This window comes from Thermocrispum agreste DSM 44070 (genome assembly GCF_000427905.1).
In the GTDB taxonomy this organism is placed as follows: domain Bacteria; phylum Actinomycetota; class Actinomycetes; order Mycobacteriales; family Pseudonocardiaceae; genus Thermocrispum; species Thermocrispum agreste.
Window position 1 is genome coordinate 626,465 of sequence record NZ_KE386604.1, and the last position, 17,099, is coordinate 643,563.

At 67.8% G+C, this 17,099-nt stretch carries 26 protein-coding genes; 24 read left to right on the forward strand and 2 right to left on the reverse strand.

Annotated features, from left to right (window positions below; all coding sequences use genetic code 11):
* Window positions 1-25 precede the first annotated feature (25 nt).
* On the reverse strand, window positions 26-1,381 hold the full coding sequence (locus YWY_RS0117715; protein ID WP_028848707.1) for a hypothetical protein: 1,356 nt from the start codon (window positions 1,379-1,381) through the stop codon (window positions 26-28).
* Between the two features lie 192 nt (window positions 1,382-1,573).
* Complete coding sequence (locus YWY_RS24465; protein ID WP_211227655.1) at window positions 1,574-2,260, reverse strand: YbaB/EbfC family nucleoid-associated protein; 687 nt, start codon at window positions 2,258-2,260, stop codon at window positions 1,574-1,576.
* A gap of 984 nt (window positions 2,261-3,244) precedes the next feature.
* Between YWY_RS24465 and rpsL the strand changes: the two genes are divergently transcribed.
* The 24 genes from rpsL to rpmD all read left to right on the forward strand — a co-directional run bounded on the left by rpsL (window position 3,245) and on the right by rpmD (window position 17,097).
* Window positions 3,245-3,619, forward strand: a complete 375-nt coding sequence (rpsL, locus tag YWY_RS0117725; RefSeq protein ID WP_028848708.1) for a 30S ribosomal protein S12 — start codon at window positions 3,245-3,247, stop codon at window positions 3,617-3,619.
* Window positions 3,619-4,089 carry a 30S ribosomal protein S7 gene (rpsG, locus tag YWY_RS0117730; RefSeq protein ID WP_028848709.1) on the forward strand — a complete coding sequence of 157 codons (471 nt, stop codon included), beginning with the start codon at window positions 3,619-3,621 and terminating at the stop codon, window positions 4,087-4,089. Before rpsL ends, rpsG begins: the two co-directional genes overlap by 1 nt.
* 70 nt (window positions 4,090-4,159) lie before the next feature.
* Window positions 4,160-6,265 carry an elongation factor G gene (gene fusA / locus YWY_RS0117735; RefSeq protein WP_028848710.1) on the forward strand — a complete coding sequence of 702 codons (2,106 nt, stop codon included), beginning with the start codon at window positions 4,160-4,162 and terminating at the stop codon, window positions 6,263-6,265.
* Between the two features lie 90 nt (window positions 6,266-6,355).
* Window positions 6,356-7,549, forward strand: a complete 1,194-nt coding sequence (gene tuf, locus YWY_RS0117740) for an elongation factor Tu (protein WP_028848711.1) — start codon at window positions 6,356-6,358, stop codon at window positions 7,547-7,549.
* 412 nt (window positions 7,550-7,961) lie between these two features.
* Window positions 7,962-8,267 (forward strand): 30S ribosomal protein S10, encoded by a 306-nt coding sequence (rpsJ, locus tag YWY_RS0117745; RefSeq protein WP_028848712.1) that lies wholly within the window; start codon window positions 7,962-7,964, stop codon window positions 8,265-8,267.
* 13 nt (window positions 8,268-8,280) lie between these two features.
* Entirely contained in the window at window positions 8,281-9,009 is a 729-nt protein-coding gene (gene rplC, locus YWY_RS0117750) for a 50S ribosomal protein L3 (protein WP_028848713.1), read from the forward strand.
* On the forward strand, window positions 9,006-9,695 hold the full coding sequence (gene rplD / locus YWY_RS0117755; protein ID WP_028848714.1) for a 50S ribosomal protein L4: 690 nt from the start codon (window positions 9,006-9,008) through the stop codon (window positions 9,693-9,695). The genes rplC and rplD overlap by 4 nt, the downstream gene beginning before the upstream one ends.
* Window positions 9,692-10,000 carry a 50S ribosomal protein L23 gene (gene rplW, locus YWY_RS0117760; protein ID WP_028848715.1) on the forward strand — a complete coding sequence of 103 codons (309 nt, stop codon included), beginning with the start codon at window positions 9,692-9,694 and terminating at the stop codon, window positions 9,998-10,000. Before rplD ends, rplW begins: the two co-directional genes overlap by 4 nt.
* A gap of 10 nt (window positions 10,001-10,010) precedes the next feature.
* Window positions 10,011-10,844: a 50S ribosomal protein L2 gene (gene rplB / locus YWY_RS0117765; RefSeq protein WP_028848716.1), complete on the forward strand. Its 834-nt coding sequence runs from the start codon at window positions 10,011-10,013 to the stop codon at window positions 10,842-10,844.
* Window positions 10,845-10,864: 20 nt separating this feature from the next.
* Window positions 10,865-11,146, forward strand: a complete 282-nt coding sequence (rpsS, locus tag YWY_RS0117770) for a 30S ribosomal protein S19 (protein WP_028848717.1) — start codon at window positions 10,865-10,867, stop codon at window positions 11,144-11,146.
* An 18-nt stretch (window positions 11,147-11,164) separates the two neighbouring features.
* A complete protein-coding gene (rplV, locus tag YWY_RS0117775; RefSeq protein WP_038045510.1) occupies window positions 11,165-11,569 on the forward strand; it encodes a 50S ribosomal protein L22 in 405 nt (134 codons plus the stop codon).
* A complete protein-coding gene (rpsC, locus tag YWY_RS0117780; RefSeq protein ID WP_028848719.1) occupies window positions 11,569-12,408 on the forward strand; it encodes a 30S ribosomal protein S3 in 840 nt (279 codons plus the stop codon). Before rplV ends, rpsC begins: the two co-directional genes overlap by 1 nt.
* A 3-nt stretch (window positions 12,409-12,411) precedes the next feature.
* A complete protein-coding gene (gene rplP, locus YWY_RS0117785; RefSeq protein ID WP_028848720.1) occupies window positions 12,412-12,831 on the forward strand; it encodes a 50S ribosomal protein L16 in 420 nt (139 codons plus the stop codon).
* Complete coding sequence (gene rpmC / locus YWY_RS0117790; RefSeq protein ID WP_028848721.1) at window positions 12,832-13,083, forward strand: 50S ribosomal protein L29; 252 nt, start codon at window positions 12,832-12,834, stop codon at window positions 13,081-13,083.
* Complete coding sequence (rpsQ, locus tag YWY_RS0117795) at window positions 13,080-13,385, forward strand: 30S ribosomal protein S17 (RefSeq protein ID WP_038045512.1); 306 nt, start codon at window positions 13,080-13,082, stop codon at window positions 13,383-13,385. The genes rpmC and rpsQ overlap by 4 nt, the downstream gene beginning before the upstream one ends.
* Window positions 13,382-13,753: a 50S ribosomal protein L14 gene (rplN, locus tag YWY_RS0117800; RefSeq protein ID WP_028848723.1), complete on the forward strand. Its 372-nt coding sequence runs from the start codon at window positions 13,382-13,384 to the stop codon at window positions 13,751-13,753. The genes rpsQ and rplN overlap by 4 nt, the downstream gene beginning before the upstream one ends.
* Window positions 13,754-14,068, forward strand: a complete 315-nt coding sequence (gene rplX, locus YWY_RS0117805; RefSeq protein ID WP_028848724.1) for a 50S ribosomal protein L24 — start codon at window positions 13,754-13,756, stop codon at window positions 14,066-14,068.
* Window positions 14,068-14,634, forward strand: coding sequence for a 50S ribosomal protein L5 (rplE, locus tag YWY_RS0117810; RefSeq protein WP_028848725.1), 567 nt, complete (start codon window positions 14,068-14,070; stop codon window positions 14,632-14,634). The genes rplX and rplE overlap by 1 nt, the downstream gene beginning before the upstream one ends.
* Window positions 14,635-14,638: 4 nt before the next feature.
* A complete protein-coding gene (locus YWY_RS0117815) occupies window positions 14,639-14,824 on the forward strand; it encodes a type Z 30S ribosomal protein S14 (RefSeq protein WP_028848726.1) in 186 nt (61 codons plus the stop codon).
* Between the two features lie 74 nt (window positions 14,825-14,898).
* The gene (gene rpsH, locus YWY_RS0117820) at window positions 14,899-15,297 is read left to right on the forward strand and encodes a 30S ribosomal protein S8 (protein WP_028848727.1); all 399 of its coding nucleotides are present in this window, start codon (window positions 14,899-14,901) and stop codon (window positions 15,295-15,297) included.
* Between the two features lie 17 nt (window positions 15,298-15,314).
* Entirely contained in the window at window positions 15,315-15,854 is a 540-nt protein-coding gene (gene rplF / locus YWY_RS0117825) for a 50S ribosomal protein L6 (protein WP_028848728.1), read from the forward strand.
* Window positions 15,854-16,261 carry a 50S ribosomal protein L18 gene (rplR, locus tag YWY_RS0117830; RefSeq protein ID WP_038045515.1) on the forward strand — a complete coding sequence of 136 codons (408 nt, stop codon included), beginning with the start codon at window positions 15,854-15,856 and terminating at the stop codon, window positions 16,259-16,261. Before rplF ends, rplR begins: the two co-directional genes overlap by 1 nt.
* 31 nt (window positions 16,262-16,292) lie before the next feature.
* Window positions 16,293-16,913 carry a 30S ribosomal protein S5 gene (gene rpsE / locus YWY_RS0117835; protein WP_028848730.1) on the forward strand — a complete coding sequence of 207 codons (621 nt, stop codon included), beginning with the start codon at window positions 16,293-16,295 and terminating at the stop codon, window positions 16,911-16,913.
* A 1-nt stretch (window position 16,914) separates the two neighbouring features.
* Window positions 16,915-17,097: a 50S ribosomal protein L30 gene (gene rpmD, locus YWY_RS0117840; RefSeq protein WP_028848731.1), complete on the forward strand. Its 183-nt coding sequence runs from the start codon at window positions 16,915-16,917 to the stop codon at window positions 17,095-17,097.
* Window positions 17,098-17,099: the final 2 nt, after the last annotated feature.

Genomic DNA, 17,099 nt, shown 5'->3' on the forward strand with positions numbered 1-17,099 from the left:
CCGGAATTTTCCGGCGAAGCGCGGATCAGGCTCGGCTGGAACGACGTGGCGCGGCCGCGGCTCTCCTGGTGGCGTAGAGCGGCCGCACCATCAGGTAGGCGAGCAGCACCATACCCGCGCCGAACACCGCCAACGCGATGGCGTCGAGGGTGTCACGGGCCGCCTGCGTGGGCTCGGACCAGCCGAAGATCGCGTCGGTGGCCATGTACCCGCCCAGACCCGCGATGGCAAGGGCCAGGATCAGGCGCGTCACGAGACCACCCGCGCTGACCGGGGTGCGGAGGGCGATCGTCCGGCGCTCGTTGACGGCGTCCACCAGCGTTCGGCGATGTGGGCGTCGTGCGGTGTCGCTGCCCCATCCCTCCGCCGAGGTGTCCGCGGCACGCAGTGCGGTGGCGAACGTGTCGTCCGCCCAGATGCCGGAGGGCAGCAGCGCGGCGAGCGCGGTGAGCCTGCGGGAAGCGTCGAACAGCCGGGTTTCGGTCAGCCTGCCCCAGCGCGTCGTCCACACCACGCCGTCGCTGAACACCACGTCACCGAGGCGGAACCAGGGGTCGGCCAGCAGGGCCCGCCGCACCTGCGGGGTCAGCGCCCGCGCCGCCAGCTGCGGGTCCGCCGCCTGCACCTCGAACCACTTGCCGAACTCGCCGTTGAAGGCCACGGTTTCGGTGGCCTTGCTCGGCCGGATGGCCCCGGTCATGTTGCGGGTGTAGCGGGCGTCGTCCAGCGGGTTGATCGGGCCGGCGTCCGTGCCGTGCGACTCGTGCCGCTCTTGGCCGCTGCGGGGACGGATGATCAGCGTGGGGATCTCCGGGGTGCGCACCTGCACCATGGCGAACGTGCCGTCGAGGTCGGAGAGCTTGGCCAGCGTCCCGCGCCACGGTTCCACCTGGTCGGCAGGTGGCTGCAGGTGCAGGTACTGCACGCCCAGGACGTCGATGCCCTGCGTGCGGAGGGAGATCGCCGCCTCGAAGCCGGCGCCCGGGTCGTCCGGCTGGCGGGCGCGTCCCGCGCCGGGCAGCAGGCCGAAGGCCGGCCGGTCGTGCAACCGTCCGTGGTAGTACTGCGCGCGGCCGCCCGCGGCCAGCCGGTCCATCCAGCGGAGCTGGGCGAAGCCCCGCCACCAGATCCACCACGCCAGCAGCGCCGAACCGCCGCCGACCAGGAGCGCAAGCACCACCGGGTTCCACGCCAGAGAGAACCAGTAGTAGGTCGTGGCCGACGCGAGCAGGCCGGCGGCGGCGTAGGAGAAACGGGCCCACGTGCGCCGGCGCGGGTCCTGGTGAGCGGCGGCCCTGTCCTGCCATCGAACGCCGAGCGACAGGCAGGCCACAGCCGCGGCGTAGCCGCCGAGAAGGAGCAACCCCTGGTATCCGTGCATGGCGAATGCGGTGGCAGCCGGGTGCCGTGTCAGGTACGTCCCGTGGCTTGCGCCCTGGTGAAGCGCTCACGTCGCGACGCCGATCACGGCACGAGCGAGCCGGCCGGGCAGGGTAAGTGAGCCGCTACGCGCCTGGTCGTCGGCGGCGTCGGCTCGGTACCCGGAACCGGCCCGGCCTGGCTGGGCTCGGGCTCAGCGCTCGAAGACCGAGCCGAAACCTTCTTCCTCGTCGTCGTCGAAGTCCACGACGCGGCGGCGTGGTGGAGCGGGCGGACGCTGCTGCGGCGGCGGGCCTGCGGGACGGCCCTGGGTCGGGCCGGCGCCGTACGGGCCCGGGGCGCTCGGCGGTGGAGCTGGGCGTGGCGGCGCCTGCGGACGCGGCGGCTCCGGACGGGACGGCTCCGGCGCCGGCTCGTCCGTCGGCCCGAACTGCATCTCCTGCGGCTGCCCGGCGGGCGTCGTCGGGGCTGGCTCTTCGTCGGCCCTGCGCAGTTCCTCCACCGAGACGCCGAACGCCTCGGCCTGTGCCTGCAGGACCTGCTCGCTGATGGCGCCGCCCATGTCGCCCATGTGCGACTCCACCACCTTCGCCTGCTTGCGCGCCGCGGCGGCCACCGCACGGTTGAGCGTCGCCATGATGCCGGCCGACAGCGAGCTGGCCTGCTGGCGCAGCGCCTCCTGGCTCAGCTGGATGTCCTTGATGGCGCCGCCGGGGCCCGCCACCACGCGGATCGACCCGTCCGGAGAGGTCGCCACCGACTCGAGCTCGCCGAGTTCTTCCTTCATGCGTTCCAGCCCGGCGAACTGCTGCTGCGCCTGCTGGATTCTCGACTGGAACTTCTCGAACTCCTTCAGCAGCTGCTCCATCTCGGCTGACACGGCGAACCCCTCACCTGAAGTCGACGGCTGTGGTTGTGCCCATCATGGTGCACTCCCGGCGTTCGCGGGGCTCGTTCGGCGGATTTCACCGTGCTCGGGCGTGCGAGGCTGCACGGGTTCGCCTGCTTGGGCGGCGGGGGACCGCCATGTCCGGCGGCTGCACCCAGCAGCGTGCCGATCCACACGGCCAGGCCGCCGGGGATCGGCATGTGTCCGGCTGGGTTCGGTGGTGTCCGGTCGGGTCGGCGGGTGTCGTACTGAGCGCGGCAGGGTCGGACGGTCACGCCTGTGGGGGTTGCGCGTGGGGGCGGCTCGGCGGAGGCGGGGGATCGGCATGTGTCCGGCTGTTGTTGTTCGTGTGCGGTGGTCGGGCGTCTGTGCCATACGGCAAGCAGAGCCGGAGCCTTTGGTGCGGCAGTATCTGGTGGTCGTTTGGCAGTGTTCGGCTGGGTTCGGTGGTGTCGGGCCGGGTCGGTGGGTGCCGTACTGAGCGCGGCAGGGTCGGACGGTCACGCCTGTGGGTATGGAGCCGCCAGTGCCGGGACGGCTCGGCAGACCGCGGCAGGCGCTTCACGGCCTCACGTGCCCGGACTGCGCCGGTGTTTCGTCGTCGCCGAGACCCGCCCAGCCCGTGGCGCTCGTTGACGTGGGTCGGCCGAGCGGGTACACCTTGAAGTACAAGGAGGCGGTGGCTGGCGCCGTGCGCGGTCGGATGCGCCAAGACCACCCCCGATTGTGGAGCCTGAAAACAGGCGAGTATCTTTGACGTCTGTGCCCGACGTTGTCGGGCTGCTCCGTGTGCTCGTCATACACGTTGCCAGCAACGTGTCCGGCCAGGCGGAGCGACAATCCTCGGCCAACCCGATGGAGCAGTTGCAGGGCTTGTGTGCCTTGTCGCCGGGCGACACGCCCGACCTCGGGGACCGGGCGAGACGAAGACAAGACAGACGCGAGCAGTAGCAACACGAGAAGAAAGCTGGTCCATTGCCCACGATCCAGCAGCTGGTCCGGAAGGGCCGCCAGGACAAGGCCGCCAAGCAGAAGACCGCGGCGCTGAAGGGGAGCCCCCAGCGGCGCGGCGTCTGCACGCGCGTGTACACCACGACCCCGAAGAAGCCGAACTCGGCGCTGCGCAAGGTCGCTCGCGTGAAGCTGACCAGCGGCATCGAGGTCACTGCCTACATCCCCGGCGAAGGCCACAACCTGCAGGAGCACTCGATGGTGCTCGTGCGTGGCGGCCGGGTGAAGGACCTCCCCGGTGTTCGCTACAAGATCATCCGCGGCGCACTCGACACGCAGGGCGTGAAGAACCGCAAGCAGGCGCGCAGCCGGTACGGCGCGAAGAAGGAGAAGGGCTGATGCCTCGTAAGGGACCGGCCCCCAAACGGCCAGTGATCAACGACCCGGTTTACGACTCCCCGTTGGTCAGCCAGCTGATCAACAAGGTGCTCAAGGACGGCAAGCGCTCGCTCGCCGAGCGCATCGTCTACCAGGCGCTGGAGGGCTGCCGGGAGAAGACCGGTACCGACCCGGTGGTGACCCTCAAGCGGGCGCTGGACAACGTCAAGCCGTCCATCGAGGTGAAGAGCCGCCGCGTGGGTGGCGCCACCTACCAGGTGCCGATCGAGGTCAAGCCGGGGCGTGCCACCACGCTGGCGCTGCGCTGGATCGTGACGTACGCGCGGGCGCGCCGCGAGAAGACGATGGTCGAGCGGCTGCAGAACGAGTTGCTGGACGCCAGCAACGGTCTTGGCGCGAGCGTGAAGCGGCGCGAAGACACCCACAAGATGGCCGAATCGAACAAGGCGTTCGCGCACTACCGCTGGTGACGGCCGGCACCGGCCCGCGCCCACCCGCGTAGGTCGGAACCCACACGCTTACCGACAAGGGGTTTTTTCGATGGCACGCGACGTGCTGACCGACCTGAGCAAGGTCCGCAACATCGGCATCATGGCGCACATCGATGCCGGCAAGACCACGACCACCGAGCGGATCCTGTTCTACACCGGCATCAACTACAAGATCGGCGAGGTGCACGACGGCGCCGCGACGATGGACTGGATGGAGGAGGAGCAGAAGCGAGGGATCACCATCACCTCGGCTGCTACCACCTGCTTCTGGAACGACCACCAGATCAACCTCGTCGACACCCCCGGCCACGTCGACTTCACCGTCGAGGTGGAGCGCAACCTGCGCGTGTTGGACGGCGCGGTCGCGGTGTTCGACGGCAAGGAGGGGGTCGAGCCGCAGTCCGAGCAGGTCTGGCGCCAGGCGGACAAGTACAACGTGCCGCGCATCTGCTTCATCAACAAGATGGACAAGCTGGGCGCGGACTTCTTCTTCTCGGTGCGGACCATCCAGGAGCGGCTGGCCGCCCGTCCGCTGGTGATCCAGCTGCCGATCGGCGCGGAGAACGACTTCCAGGGTGTCATCGACCTGGTCGAGATGCGCGCGCTGACCTGGCGCGGTGAGGTCCGCAAGGGCCAGGACTACGAGATCGAGGAGATCCCGGCGGAGCTGGCCGAGCAGGCCGCCGAGTACCGGGAGCAGCTCATCGAGGCGGTCGCCGAGACCGACGACGAGCTGATGGAGAAGTACTTCGGCGGCGAGGAGCTGACGCCCGCCGAGATCAAGCGCGGCATCCGCAAGCTCACCATCGCGCAAGAGGTCTACCCGGTGCTGTGCGGCTCGGCGTTCAAGAACAAGGGCGTGCAGCCGATGCTGGACGCGGTGATCGACTACCTGCCGTCGCCGCTGGACATCCCCAGCATCGAGGGCGTGCTGCAGGACGGTGAGACGCCGGCGAGCCGCAAGCCGTCGAGCGACGAGCCGTTCGCCGCGCTCGCGTTCAAGATCATGTCGCACCCGTACTTCGGCAAGCTCACCTACATCCGGGTCTACTCGGGCCAGATCGACTCGGGTGCCTCGGTCGTCAACGCGACCAAGGACCGCAAGGAGCGCATCGGGAAGATGTTCCAGATGCACTCCAACAAGGAGAACCCGGTCGACATCGCCAGGGCCGGCCACATCTACGCGGTGCAGGGCCTGAAGGACACCACCACCGGCGACACGCTGGCCGACCCGCAGAACCCGATCGTGCTCGAGTCGATGACGTTCCCCGAGCCGGTCATCGAGGTGGCGATCGAGCCGAAGACGAAAGCCGACCAGGACAAGCTGTCCACGGCGATTCAGAAGCTGGCCGAAGAGGATCCGACGTTCCAGGTCAAGCAGGACGAGGAGACCGGCCAGACGATCATCTCGGGGATGGGCGAGCTGCACCTCGAGGTGCTGGTGAACCGGATGAAGTCCGACTTCAAGGTCGAGGCGAACATCGGTAAGCCGCAGGTCGCCTACCGCGAGACGATCCGCAAGACCGTGGAGCGGTACGAGTACACGCACAAGAAGCAGACCGGTGGTGCCGGGCAGTTCGCGCGGGTCATCATCTCGCTCGAGCCGCTGGACACCTCGTCCGCGGACGGTGCGCTGTACGAGTTCGACAACAAGGTCACCGGTGGCCGCATCCCGAAGGAGTACATCCCGTCGGTGGACGCCGGTGTGCAGGACGCCATGCAGTACGGCGTGCTGGCCGGATACCCGCTGGTCGGGTTGAAGGTGACCCTGTTGGACGGTGCGTACCACGAGGTCGACTCTTCGGAGATGGCCTTCAAGGTCGCAGGTTCGATGGCCTTGAAAGAGGCCGCGAAGCTGGCGAAGCCGGTGCTGCTCGAGCCGATGATGGCGGTCGAGGTGACCACGCCCGAGGAGTACATGGGCGACGTCATCGGTGACTTGAACGCCCGTCGTGGTCAGATCCAGGCCATGGACGAGCGCGCGGGCGTCCGTGTCGTGAGGGCACAGGTGCCGCTGTCGGAGATGTTCGGGTACGTGGGCGACCTTCGGTCGAAGACCCAGGGCCGCGCGAACTACTCCATGCAATTCGATTCCTACGCCGAGGTTCCGCAGAACGTGGCGAAGGAAATCATCGCGAAGGCGACCGGGGAGTAGTCCCCGCCGCCCGCGGGCATGGGGTCTCCCCAGGGTCCGCACTACGACCAAAAGCAACGCAAGTCGAAAACAGTCCAGGAGGACATTCCAGTGGGCAAGGCCAAGTTCGAGCGGAGCAAGCCGCACGTCAACATCGGCACCATTGGTCACGTCGACCACGGCAAGACCACGCTGACCGCGGCGATCACCAAGGTGCTGCACGACAAGTACCCGGACCTGAACGAGTCGAGGGCGTTCGACCAGATCGACAACGCGCCGGAAGAGAAGCAGCGCGGTATCACGATCAACATCTCGCACGTCGAGTACCAGACCGAGAAGCGGCACTACGCGCACGTGGACGCCCCCGGTCACGCGGACTACATCAAGAACATGATCACCGGTGCCGCCCAGATGGACGGCGCGATCCTGGTGGTCGCCGCGACCGACGGCCCGATGCCGCAGACCAAGGAGCACGTGCTGCTTGCCCGCCAGGTCGGCGTCCCCTACATCGTGGTGGCGCTGAACAAGGCCGACATGGTCGACGACCCGGAGATCCTCGAGCTGGTCGAGCTGGAGGTCCGGGAGCTGCTCAACGAGTACGACTTCCCGGGTGACGACGCCCCGGTGATCAAGGTCTCCGGCCTGAAGGCACTGGAGGGCGACCCGGAGTGGACCAAGAGCGTGCTCGAGCTGATGGAGGCGGTCGACGAGAACGTGCCGGACCCGGTGCGTGAGATCGACAAGCCGTTCCTGATGCCGATCGAGGACGTCTTCACCATCACCGGTCGCGGTACGGTCGTCACCGGCCGTATCGAGCGCGGTGAGATCAAGCTGAACGAAGAGGTCGAGGTCGTCGGTATCCGCGAGAAGACGCTGAAGACCACGGTGACCTCGATCGAGATGTTCAACAAGATGCTCGACTCGGGTCAGGCCGGTGACAACGCCGCCTTGCTGCTGCGTGGTGTGAAGCGTGAGGAGGTCGAGCGTGGTCAGGTCGTGACCAAGCCCGGCACCACCACCCCGCACACCGAGTTTGAGTGCCAGGTCTACATCCTGAGCAAGGACGAGGGTGGCCGGCACACGCCGTTCTTCACCAACTACCGTCCGCAGTTCTACTTCCGCACCACCGACGTGACCGGTGTGGTGACGCTGCCCGAGGGCACCGAGATGGTGATGCCGGGTGACAACACCACCCTGCAGGTCAAGCTGATCCAGCCGGTCGCGATGGACGAGGGCCTGCGGTTCGCCATCCGTGAGGGTGGCCGCACCGTCGGCGCCGGCCAGGTGACCAAGATCATCAAGTGATTTCCCGGCTGAGGCGGTCGCTGCGCTGACGCGAACGGCATCCGTGCTCGGAAGCGTTCGCGGAAGGCGGTGACCGCCTCAGCGCGCTGGGGGCCGGTTTCACCGTGCTGGCCAGGCCAAACCGCCCCCCGGTGTGCGGGCGTGAAATCGCCTGTGCAACACTAGACGGGTTGCTCGACGTGGGAGCGGCCGATTGTGCAAATCGGCCGCTCCGGCGTGAGTACCTGCCAAGGGATTGCGGCTGATCCGCAAGCCATTGGGCCGCTGCATCGGCGGCCCGCGCAACAAGACCACCCGCAACGACGACTGTTGTGCCCCGGTCTGTGTCCCACAAGCGCGACACACCCGACCGCGTGGACCGGAGCGCAAGCCGTTGACCAGCGGAAACGATACGAAGGAACGGGCTGCCACCATGGCGGGACAGAAGATCCGCATCCGGCTGAAGGCCTACGACCACGAGGCCATCGACTCGAGTGCGCGCAAGATCGTGGAGACGGTCACGCGCACCGGGGCGAGCGTGGTCGGGCCGGTGCCGTTGCCGACCGAGAAGAACGTCTACTGCGTCATCCGCTCGCCGCACAAGTACAAGGACTCGCGCGAGCACTTCGAGATGCGTACGCACAAGCGGCTGATCGACATCGTCGACCCGACGCCGAAGACGGTCGACGCGCTGATGCGCATCGACCTGCCCGCCAGCGTCGACGTGAACATCCAGTGAGGGCCTCAGCGACATGTCTGACAGGCAAGTGAAGGGGATCCTGGGCACCAAGCTCGGTATGACCCAGGTCTTCGACGAGAAGAACCGGGTGGTCCCGGTCACCGTCGTCAAGGCGGGGCCGAACGTGGTGACCCAGATCCGGACCAAGGACAAGGACGGCTACACCGCGGTGCAGCTGGCCTACGGCGACGTCGACCCGCGCAAGGTGAACAGCCCGTCGGCGCGTCGCGAGCTGCGCAAGTCCGGTAAGCCCGCGCGCAAGGTGCGCAACTGGGTGGTGAACTCGCCGCTGGCCGGCCACTTCGAGAAGGCGGGAGTGGCGCCCAAGCGCCACCTGGCCGAGCTGCGCACCACCGACGCGGAGAACTACGAGGTCGGCCAGGAGATCACCGCCGACATCTTCACCGCGGGCAGCAAGGTCGACGTGACCGGCACCAGCAAGGGCAAGGGCTACGCCGGTGTGATGAAGCGGCACGGCTTCCGCGGCCAGGGGGCCAGCCACGGCAACCAGGCCAAGCACCGCGCGCCGGGTTCGATCGGTGGCTGCGCCACCCCGGGCCGGGTGTTCAAGGGCATGCGGATGGCCGGCCGGATGGGCCACCAGCGGGTGACCACGCTCGGCCTGACCGTGCACGACGTCAAGGCCGACGAGGGCCTGCTGCTGATCAAGGGCGCGGTTCCGGGCCCGCGGGGCGGCCTGGTGTTCGTCCGCAGTTCCGTGAAGGGCGGTGCCGCCGAATGACCACCACCGTGGACATCAAGACCCCTGAGGGCAAGAAGTCGGGCACGGTCGAGCTGCCCGCCGAGATCTTCGACGTGCAGGCCAACGTGGCGCTGATGCACCAGGTGGTGACGGCGCAGCTAGCCGCGGCTCGGCAGGGCACGCACGACACCAAGACCCGCGGCGAGGTCCGCGGCGGCGGCAGCAAGCCGTACCGGCAGAAGGGCACCGGCCGGGCCCGCCAGGGCTCCATCCGGGCGCCGCAGTTCGCCGGTGGTGGCGTCGTGCACGGCCCCACGCCGCGCAAGTACGACCAGCGCACTCCGAAGAAGATGAAGAAGGCCGCGCTGCGCGGTGCCCTCTCCGACCGGGCGCGCGCCGGCCAGGTGCACGTGGTGACCGAGCTGGTCACCGGGGAGAAGCCGTCGACCAAGGCGGCCAAGGCCGCGCTGGCCGCGGTCACCGACGCGGAGCGGGTGCTGCTCGTGCTGCACCGCGACGACGAGCTGGGCTTCCTGTCCGCGCGCAACCTGCCGAACGTGCACCTGATCACCCCGGACCAGCTCAACACCTACGACGTGCTGGTCAACGACGACGTGGTGTTCACCAAGGCTGCGCTGGACGTGTTCCTCTCCGGCCCGGCCAAGGGCAAGAGCGCCAAGGCCACCGCCCGCTCGAGCGAAGTGGAAGGGCGTGACGAGCAGTGAGCGCGATCAGCATCCCGGACTACCGCGACATCCTGATCAAGCCGGTCATCTCGGAGAAGTCCTACGGCTTGCTGGAGGACAAGAAGTACACCTTCGAGGTGGCGCCGGACGCGAACAAGACGCAGATCAAGATCGCCGTCGAGAAGATCTTCGACGTCAAGGTCGTCAAGGTGAACACGCTGAACCGGCCGGGCAAGCGCAAGCGCACCCGGTACGGCTACGGCAAGCGCAAGGACCGTAAGCACGCGATCGTGACGCTGTCGGCGGACAGCAAGCCGATCGAGATCTTCGGCTCAACGGCGTAGGGGTTCAACAATGGGTATTCGCAAGTACAAGCCGACGACCCCCGGTCGCCGTGGCGCGAGTGTGGCGGACTTCGCCGAGATCACCCGCAGCCGACCGGAGAAGTCGTTGCTGGTGCCGCTGAGCAAGACCGGCGGCCGCAACTCCTCGGGCAAGATCACCACCCGGCACAAGGGTGGCGGTCACAAGCGGGCGTACCGGCTGATCGACTTCCGGCGCGCCGACAAGGACGGCGTGCCCGCCAAGGTCGCGCACATCGAGTACGACCCGAACCGGTCCGCCCGGATCGCGCTGCTGCACTACGCCGACGGCGAGAAGCGCTACATCATCGCGCCGAACCGGCTCAAGCAAGGCGACGTGGTGGAGTCCGGCCCGTCCGCGGACATCAAGCCGGGCAACAACCTGCCGCTGCGCAACATCCCGGTCGGCACGGTGGTGCACGCCATCGAGCTGCGCCCGGGTGGCGGCGCCAAGATCGCCCGGGCCGCGGGCGCCAGCGTGCAGCTGGTGGCCAAGGAGGGCCCGTACGCGCAGCTGCGCATGCCGTCCGGCGAGATCCGGAACGTGGACGTGCGCAACCGGGCCACGGTCGGTGAGGTCGGCAACGCCGACCACGCCAACATCAACTGGGGCAAGGCCGGCCGCAACCGGTGGCGCGGCAAGCGCCCGAGCGTCCGCGGTGTCGTGATGAACCCGGTGGACCACCCGCACGGTGGTGGTGAGGGCCGTACCTCCGGTGGCCGTCACCCGGTGAACCCGAACGGCAAGCCGGAAGGGCGTACTCGCCGCCGCAAGCCGTCCGACCGCATGATCGTTCGCCGTCGTAAGACCGGTAAGCGTCGCTGAGCAGGAGGAAGGAGTTCGAGATGCCACGCAGCCTGAAAAAGGGCCCGTTCGTGGACGACCACCTGCTCAAGAAGGTGGACGCGCTGAACGAGGCGAACAAGAAGACGGTGATCAAGACCTGGTCCCGCCGGTCGACGATCATACCGGACATGATCGGCCACACCATCGCGGTGCACGACGGCCGCAAGCACGTGCCGGTGTACATCACCGAGCACATGGTGGGGCACAAGCTCGGCGAGTTCGCCCCGACCAGGACCTTCAAGGGTCACGTGAAAGAAGACCGCAAGTCGCGTAGGCGCTAAGAGGGATTGGAAGCAACGATGAACGCCCCAACGAACGCGGCCGAGGCGCAGGAGCTGCCGACGGCTGTCGCGCGGGCTCGTTTCGTCCGGGATTCGCCGACGAAGGTGCGCCGGGTGATCGAGCTGATCAAGGGCCGCAGCGTCGCCGACGCCCTGGCGGTCCTGAAGTACGCGCCGCAGGCGGCCAGCTACCAGCTGGCGAAGGTCATCCAGAGCGCCGCGGCGAACGCCGAGAACAACCTCGGGCTCGACCCGGAGACCCTGTGGTTGAAGAGCGTGACGGCCGACGAGGGTCCGACCCTGAAGCGGATTCGCCCGCGTGCGCAGGGCCGTGCGTACCGGATCCGCAAGCGGACCAGCCACATCACGGTGGTTGTCGAGTCCCGACCGAAGCAGGCTAAGAAGAAGGCAGGTGGCCGGTAGTGGGCCAGAAGATCAACCCGCACGGTTTCCGGCTCGGCATCACCACCGGCTGGAAGTCGCGCTGGTACGCCGACAAGCAGTACGCCGAGTACGTCGGTGAGGACGTCAAGATCCGCGACCTGCTGACCGCGGGCATGGAGCGGGCAGGCATCTCCAAGGTGGAGATCGAGCGGACCCGCGACCGCGTCCGGGTGGACATCCACACCGCGCGGCCGGGCATCGTGATCGGCCGCCGCGGCGCGGAGGCCGACCGGATCCGTGCCTCGCTGGAGAAGCTCACCGGCAAGCAGGTGCAGCTGAACATCCTCGAGGTGAAGAACCCCGAGGCGGACGCCCAGCTGGTGGCGCAGGGCATCGCCGAGCAGCTGTCCAACCGTGTCGCGTTCCGCCGCGCCATGCGCAAGGCGATCCAGACGTCGATGCGGTCGCCGCTGGTCAAGGGCATCAAGGTGCAGTGCTCCGGGCGCCTCGGCGGCGCCGAGATGTCCCGGTCGGAGCACTACCGGGACGGCCGGGTGCCGCTGCAGACGATGCGTGCCGACATGGACTACGGGTTCTTCGAGGCCCGCACCACGTTCGGCCGGATCGGCGTGAAGGTGTGGATCTACAAGGGCGATCTCGTCGGCGGGCTGAAGGCCAAGGCCGAACGTGAGGCGCAGGCGGCCGAGCGTGCCCAGCGGCGGGAGCGCCCGTCGCGGCGCAGGCCCGCGCCTGCCGCGGCACCTGCCCAGGCGCAGGCGGCGCAGGCTGCCGACAGCCAGAAGGCCGACAGTGCCGCCGCCGAGGCTGCTGCGCCCGCAGCGGCGGAGCCGGCGGCTGAGAAGAAGACGGAGGGCTGAGCCATGCTGATTCCGCGCAAGGTGGCTCACCGCAAGCAGCACCACCCGCGGCGCAAGGGTATGGCCAAGGGCGGCACGAAGGTGCACTTCGGCGAGTACGGCATCCAGGCTCTGGAGCACGCGTACGTCACCAACCGGCAGATCGAGGCCGCGCGTATCGCCATGACCAGGCACATCAAGCGTGGCGGCAAGATCTGGATCAACATCTTCCCCGACCGCCCGCTGACCAAGAAGCCCGCCGAGACCCGTATGGGTTCCGGTAAGGGTTCGCCGGAGTGGTGGGTGGCCAACGTCAAGCCGGGCCGGGTCATGTTCGAGATGACCTACCCGAACGAGGCGGTGGCCCGCGAGGCGCTGCGTCGGGCGATCCACAAGCTGCCGATGAAGTGCCGCATCGTTTCTCGGGAAGGAAGTGAGTTCTGAATGGCCGCAGGAACGTCTGCGTCCGAGCTGCGTGAGCTCACCACCGAGGAGCTGGTGCTCCGTCTGAAGGAGGCCAAGGAGGAGCTGTTCAACCTGCGCTTCCAGATGGCCACCGGTCAGTTGGAGAACAACCGCAGGCTGCGGACGGTCCGCTCGGACATCGCCAGGATCTACACGGTGATGCGCGAGCGCGAGCTCGGTCTGTCGGTCGCCCCGGAAGATGACGAGGTCGGAGAGGAAGCGAAGGCATGAGCGACAAGGCGGAGGCGGTCGCCAAGCAGCCTGTGCAGAACCCGGCCTCGGGCCGGAACTTCCGCAAGGTGCGTGAGGGCTACGTCGTGTCCGACCGGATGGACAAGACCATCGTGGTCGAACTCGAGGACCGCAAGAAGCACCCGCTGTACGGCAAGATCGTGCGCTCGACCAAGAAGGTCAAGGCGCACGACGAGGAGAACACCGCGGGCATCGGCGACCGCGTCGTGATCATGGAGACCCGCCCGCTGTCGGCCACCAAGCGCTGGCGGCTGGTGAAGATCGTGGAGAAGGCGAAATGATTCAGCAGGAGTCACGGCTGCGGGTCGCCGACAACACGGGTGCCAAGGAGATCCTGACCATCCGCGTGCTCGGTGGTTCCGGCCGCCGGTACGCGAGCATCGGCGACATCATCGTGGCCACGGTCAAGGACGCCATCCCTGGCGCCAACGTGAAGAAGGGCGACGTGGTGCGCGCGGTCGTGGTGCGTACCAAGAAGGAAAAGCGTCGTCCGGACGGCTCGTACATCAGGTTCGACGAGAACGCCGCGGTGCTCATCCGCAACAACGACAACGAGCCGCGCGGCACCCGTATCTTCGGCCCGGTCGGCCGCGAGCTGCGAGACCGTAAGTTCATGAAGATCATCTCGCTGGCACCGGAGGTGCTGTAGATGAAGATCAAGAAGGGCGACACGGTTCTCGTCATCTCCGGCAAGGACAAGGGCGCCAAGGGCAAGGTCATCCAGGCCTTCCCGCGCGAGAACAAGGTGATCGTGGAAGGCGTGAACCGGGTCAAGAAGCACACGCGCATCAGCCAGACCCAGCGCGGTGGGCAGACCGGCGGCATCATCACCCAGGAGGCGAAGATCCACGTCTCCAACGTGATGCTGGTGGACTCCAACGGCAAGCCCACGCGCGTCGGTTACCGCTTCACCGAGGACGGCAAGAAGGTGCGCATCGCCCGGACCACCGGTGAGGAAATCTGATGACGGCAACCGTTGAGAAGGTCGCGCCCCGGCTGAAGGTGCGCTACCGGGAAGAAATCAGGCCAGCGCTGCAGCGCGAGTTCGGCTACACCAACGTGCACCAGATCCCCACGGTCACCAAGGTCGTGGTGAACATGGGCGTCGGTGACGCCGCTCGCGACTCGAAGCTGATCCAGGGCGCCATCAACGACCTGGCGGCGATCACCGGCCAGCGGCCGGAGATCCGGCGGGCGCGTAAGTCGATCGCGCAGTTCAAGCTGCGTGCCGGCATGCCGATCGGGGCCAGGGTCACGGTGCGCGGGGACCGCATGTGGGAGTTCCTGGACCGGCTGCTGACCATCGCACTGCCGCGTATCCGGGACTTCCGTGGGCTGTCGCCGAAGCAGTTCGACGGGCACGGCAACTACACGTTCGGCCTGACCGAGCAGTCGATGTTCCACGAGATCAGCCCGGACTCGATCGACCGGCAGCGGGGCATGGACGTCACCGTGGTGACCACCGCGAACAACGACGAGGAAGGCCGTGCGCTGCTCAAGCACCTCGGCTTCCCGTTCAAGGAGAGCTGATCCCATGGCCAAGAAGGCACTGATCGCCAAGGCGAAGCGCAAGCCGAAGTTTCGCGTGCGGGCCTACACCCGGTGTCAGCGGTGCGGTCGGCCGCGCTCGGTGTACCGGAAGTTCGGCCTGTGCCGGGTGTGCCTGCGCGTGATGGCGCACCGCGGCGAGCTGCCGGGCGTGAGCAAGTCCAGCTGGTAAGACGACGACTTCGAGATCGCCACAGGCCCGGAGGCAACGCCGGGAACCAGGTGAGAAAGGTTGACAGGCTCATCATGACGATGACCGACCCGATCGCAGACTTCTTGACGCGTCTGCGCAATGCCAACTCGGCTTATCACGACGAGGTCGTGGTGCCGCACTCCAAGCTCAAGGAGAACATCGCGGAGATCCTCAAGCGCGAGGGTTACATCGCGGACTACCGCACCGAGCAGGGGGACAAGCACAAGAACCTGGTCGTGAAGTTGAAGTACGGCCCGAACCGTGAGCGCAGCATCGCGGGTCTGCGCCGGGTGTCCAAGCCCGGCCTTCGGGTCTACGCGAAGTCCACCGAGCTGCCGAGCGTGCTCGGTGGCCTCGGTGTGGCGATCATCTCCACGTCCTCCGGTCTGCAGACCGACCGGCAGGCGAAGCGCAACGGCGTTGGCGGGGAAGTCCTCGCCTACGTGTGGTGAGAGGGGAGGAAGGCACGATGTCCCGTATTGGCAAGCAGCCGATCGCCATCCCCTCCGGCGTCGACGTCACGATCTCCGGCCAGCAGGTCACCGTGAAGGGCCCGAAGGGCACGCTGACGCACACCGTCGCCGAGCCGATCAAGGTGAGCAAGGCCGAGGACGGCACGCTCCGGGTGACCAGGCCGGACGACGAGCGGCAGAGCCGTGCGCTGCACGGGCTGACGCGGACCCTGGTGAACAACCTGATCATCGGCGTCACCGAGGGCTACGAGAAGAAGATGGAGATCCACGGCGTCGGGTACCGGGTCCAGGCCAAGGGCTCCGACCTGGAGTTCTCGCTCGGCTACAGCCATCCGGTGCTGATCAAGGCGCCGGAGGGCATCACGTTCAAGGTCGAGTCGCCGACGAAGTTCTCGGTCTCCGGCATCGACAAGCAGAAGGTCGGCCAGGTCGCGGCGGTCATTCGCCGGCTGCGGCGCCCCGATCCGTACAAGGGCAAGGGCGTGCGGTACGCGGGTGAGCGCATCCGCCGCAAGGCCGGAAAGACGGGTAAGTGATGGCAGCGACACAGCAGGCGACAACGAAGCGCACGCCCGTCGGCAGGGACGTGTCCACCCGCCGCCGCTTGGCCCTGGCGCGGCGCCACGCGCGGCTGCGCAAGAAGGTCAAGGGCACGCCGGAGCGTCCGCGGCTGAACGTGAAGCGGACGTCGCGGCACATCCACGTGCAGGTGATCGACGACATCGCCGGTCACACGCTGGCCGCGGCCTCGTCCATCGAGCCGGACGTGCGTGCGGTGCAAGGCGACAAGAAGGCCAAGGCCGCCAAGGTGGGCGAGCTGGTCGCCCAGCGCGCCAAGGCGGCGGGCATCACCGCGGTGGTGTTCGACCGGGGCGGTCACGACTACCACGGACGGGTAGCCGCCCTTGCCGACGCGGCACGCGAGGCGGGGTTGAAGTTCTGATGCAGGTCAACGACAACGGAAGGAAAGCCTGATGCCGGGACGTACACGGCAAGGCGGCGGATCGGGCTCCGGCGACCGCGAGCGCCGGGAGCGGCGGGACCGTCGTGACGGTGGCCGTGGCGGGGCGGCCCAGGAGAAGAACCCGCACCTCGAGCGCGTGGTCGCGATCAACCGCGTCGCCAAGGTCGTCAAGGGTGGCCGGCGGTTCAGCTTCACCGCGCTGGTCGTCGTCGGCGACGGCGACGGGAAGGTCGGCGTCGGCTACGGCAAGGCCAAGGAAGTTCCCGCGGCCATCGCCAAGGGCGTGGAAGAGGCGAAGAAGAACTTCTTCGAGGTGCCGCGCATCGGCAGCACCATTCCGCACCCGGTGCAGGGCGAGGCTGCAGCCGGCGTGGTCCTGCTGCGCCCGGCCAGCCCCGGTACCGGTGTGATCGCCGGTGGCCCGGTGCGTGCCGTGCTGGAGTGCGCGGGCGTCCACGACGTGCTGAGCAAGTCGCTGGGCAGCGACAACGCGATCAACATCGTGCACGCCACGGTGGCGGCGCTGAAGAGCCTGCAGCGTCCGGAGGAGGTGGCCGCCCGCCGCGGCCTGCCGCTGGAGGACGTCGCCCCGGCTCGCATGCTGCGCACCATGGCGGGGCAGGGGGTGTGACGTGGCCAAGCTGAAGATCACCCAGGTAAGAAGCACGATCGGCACCAAGAAGAACCACCGGGACTCGCTGCGCACCCTCGGGTTGCGCAAGATCCGGCAGTCCGTGGTGCGTGAGGACAGCCCCGAGGTGCGCGGCCTGGTGCACACCGTGCGCCACCTCGTGGTTGTTGAGGAGGTCAAGTAGCC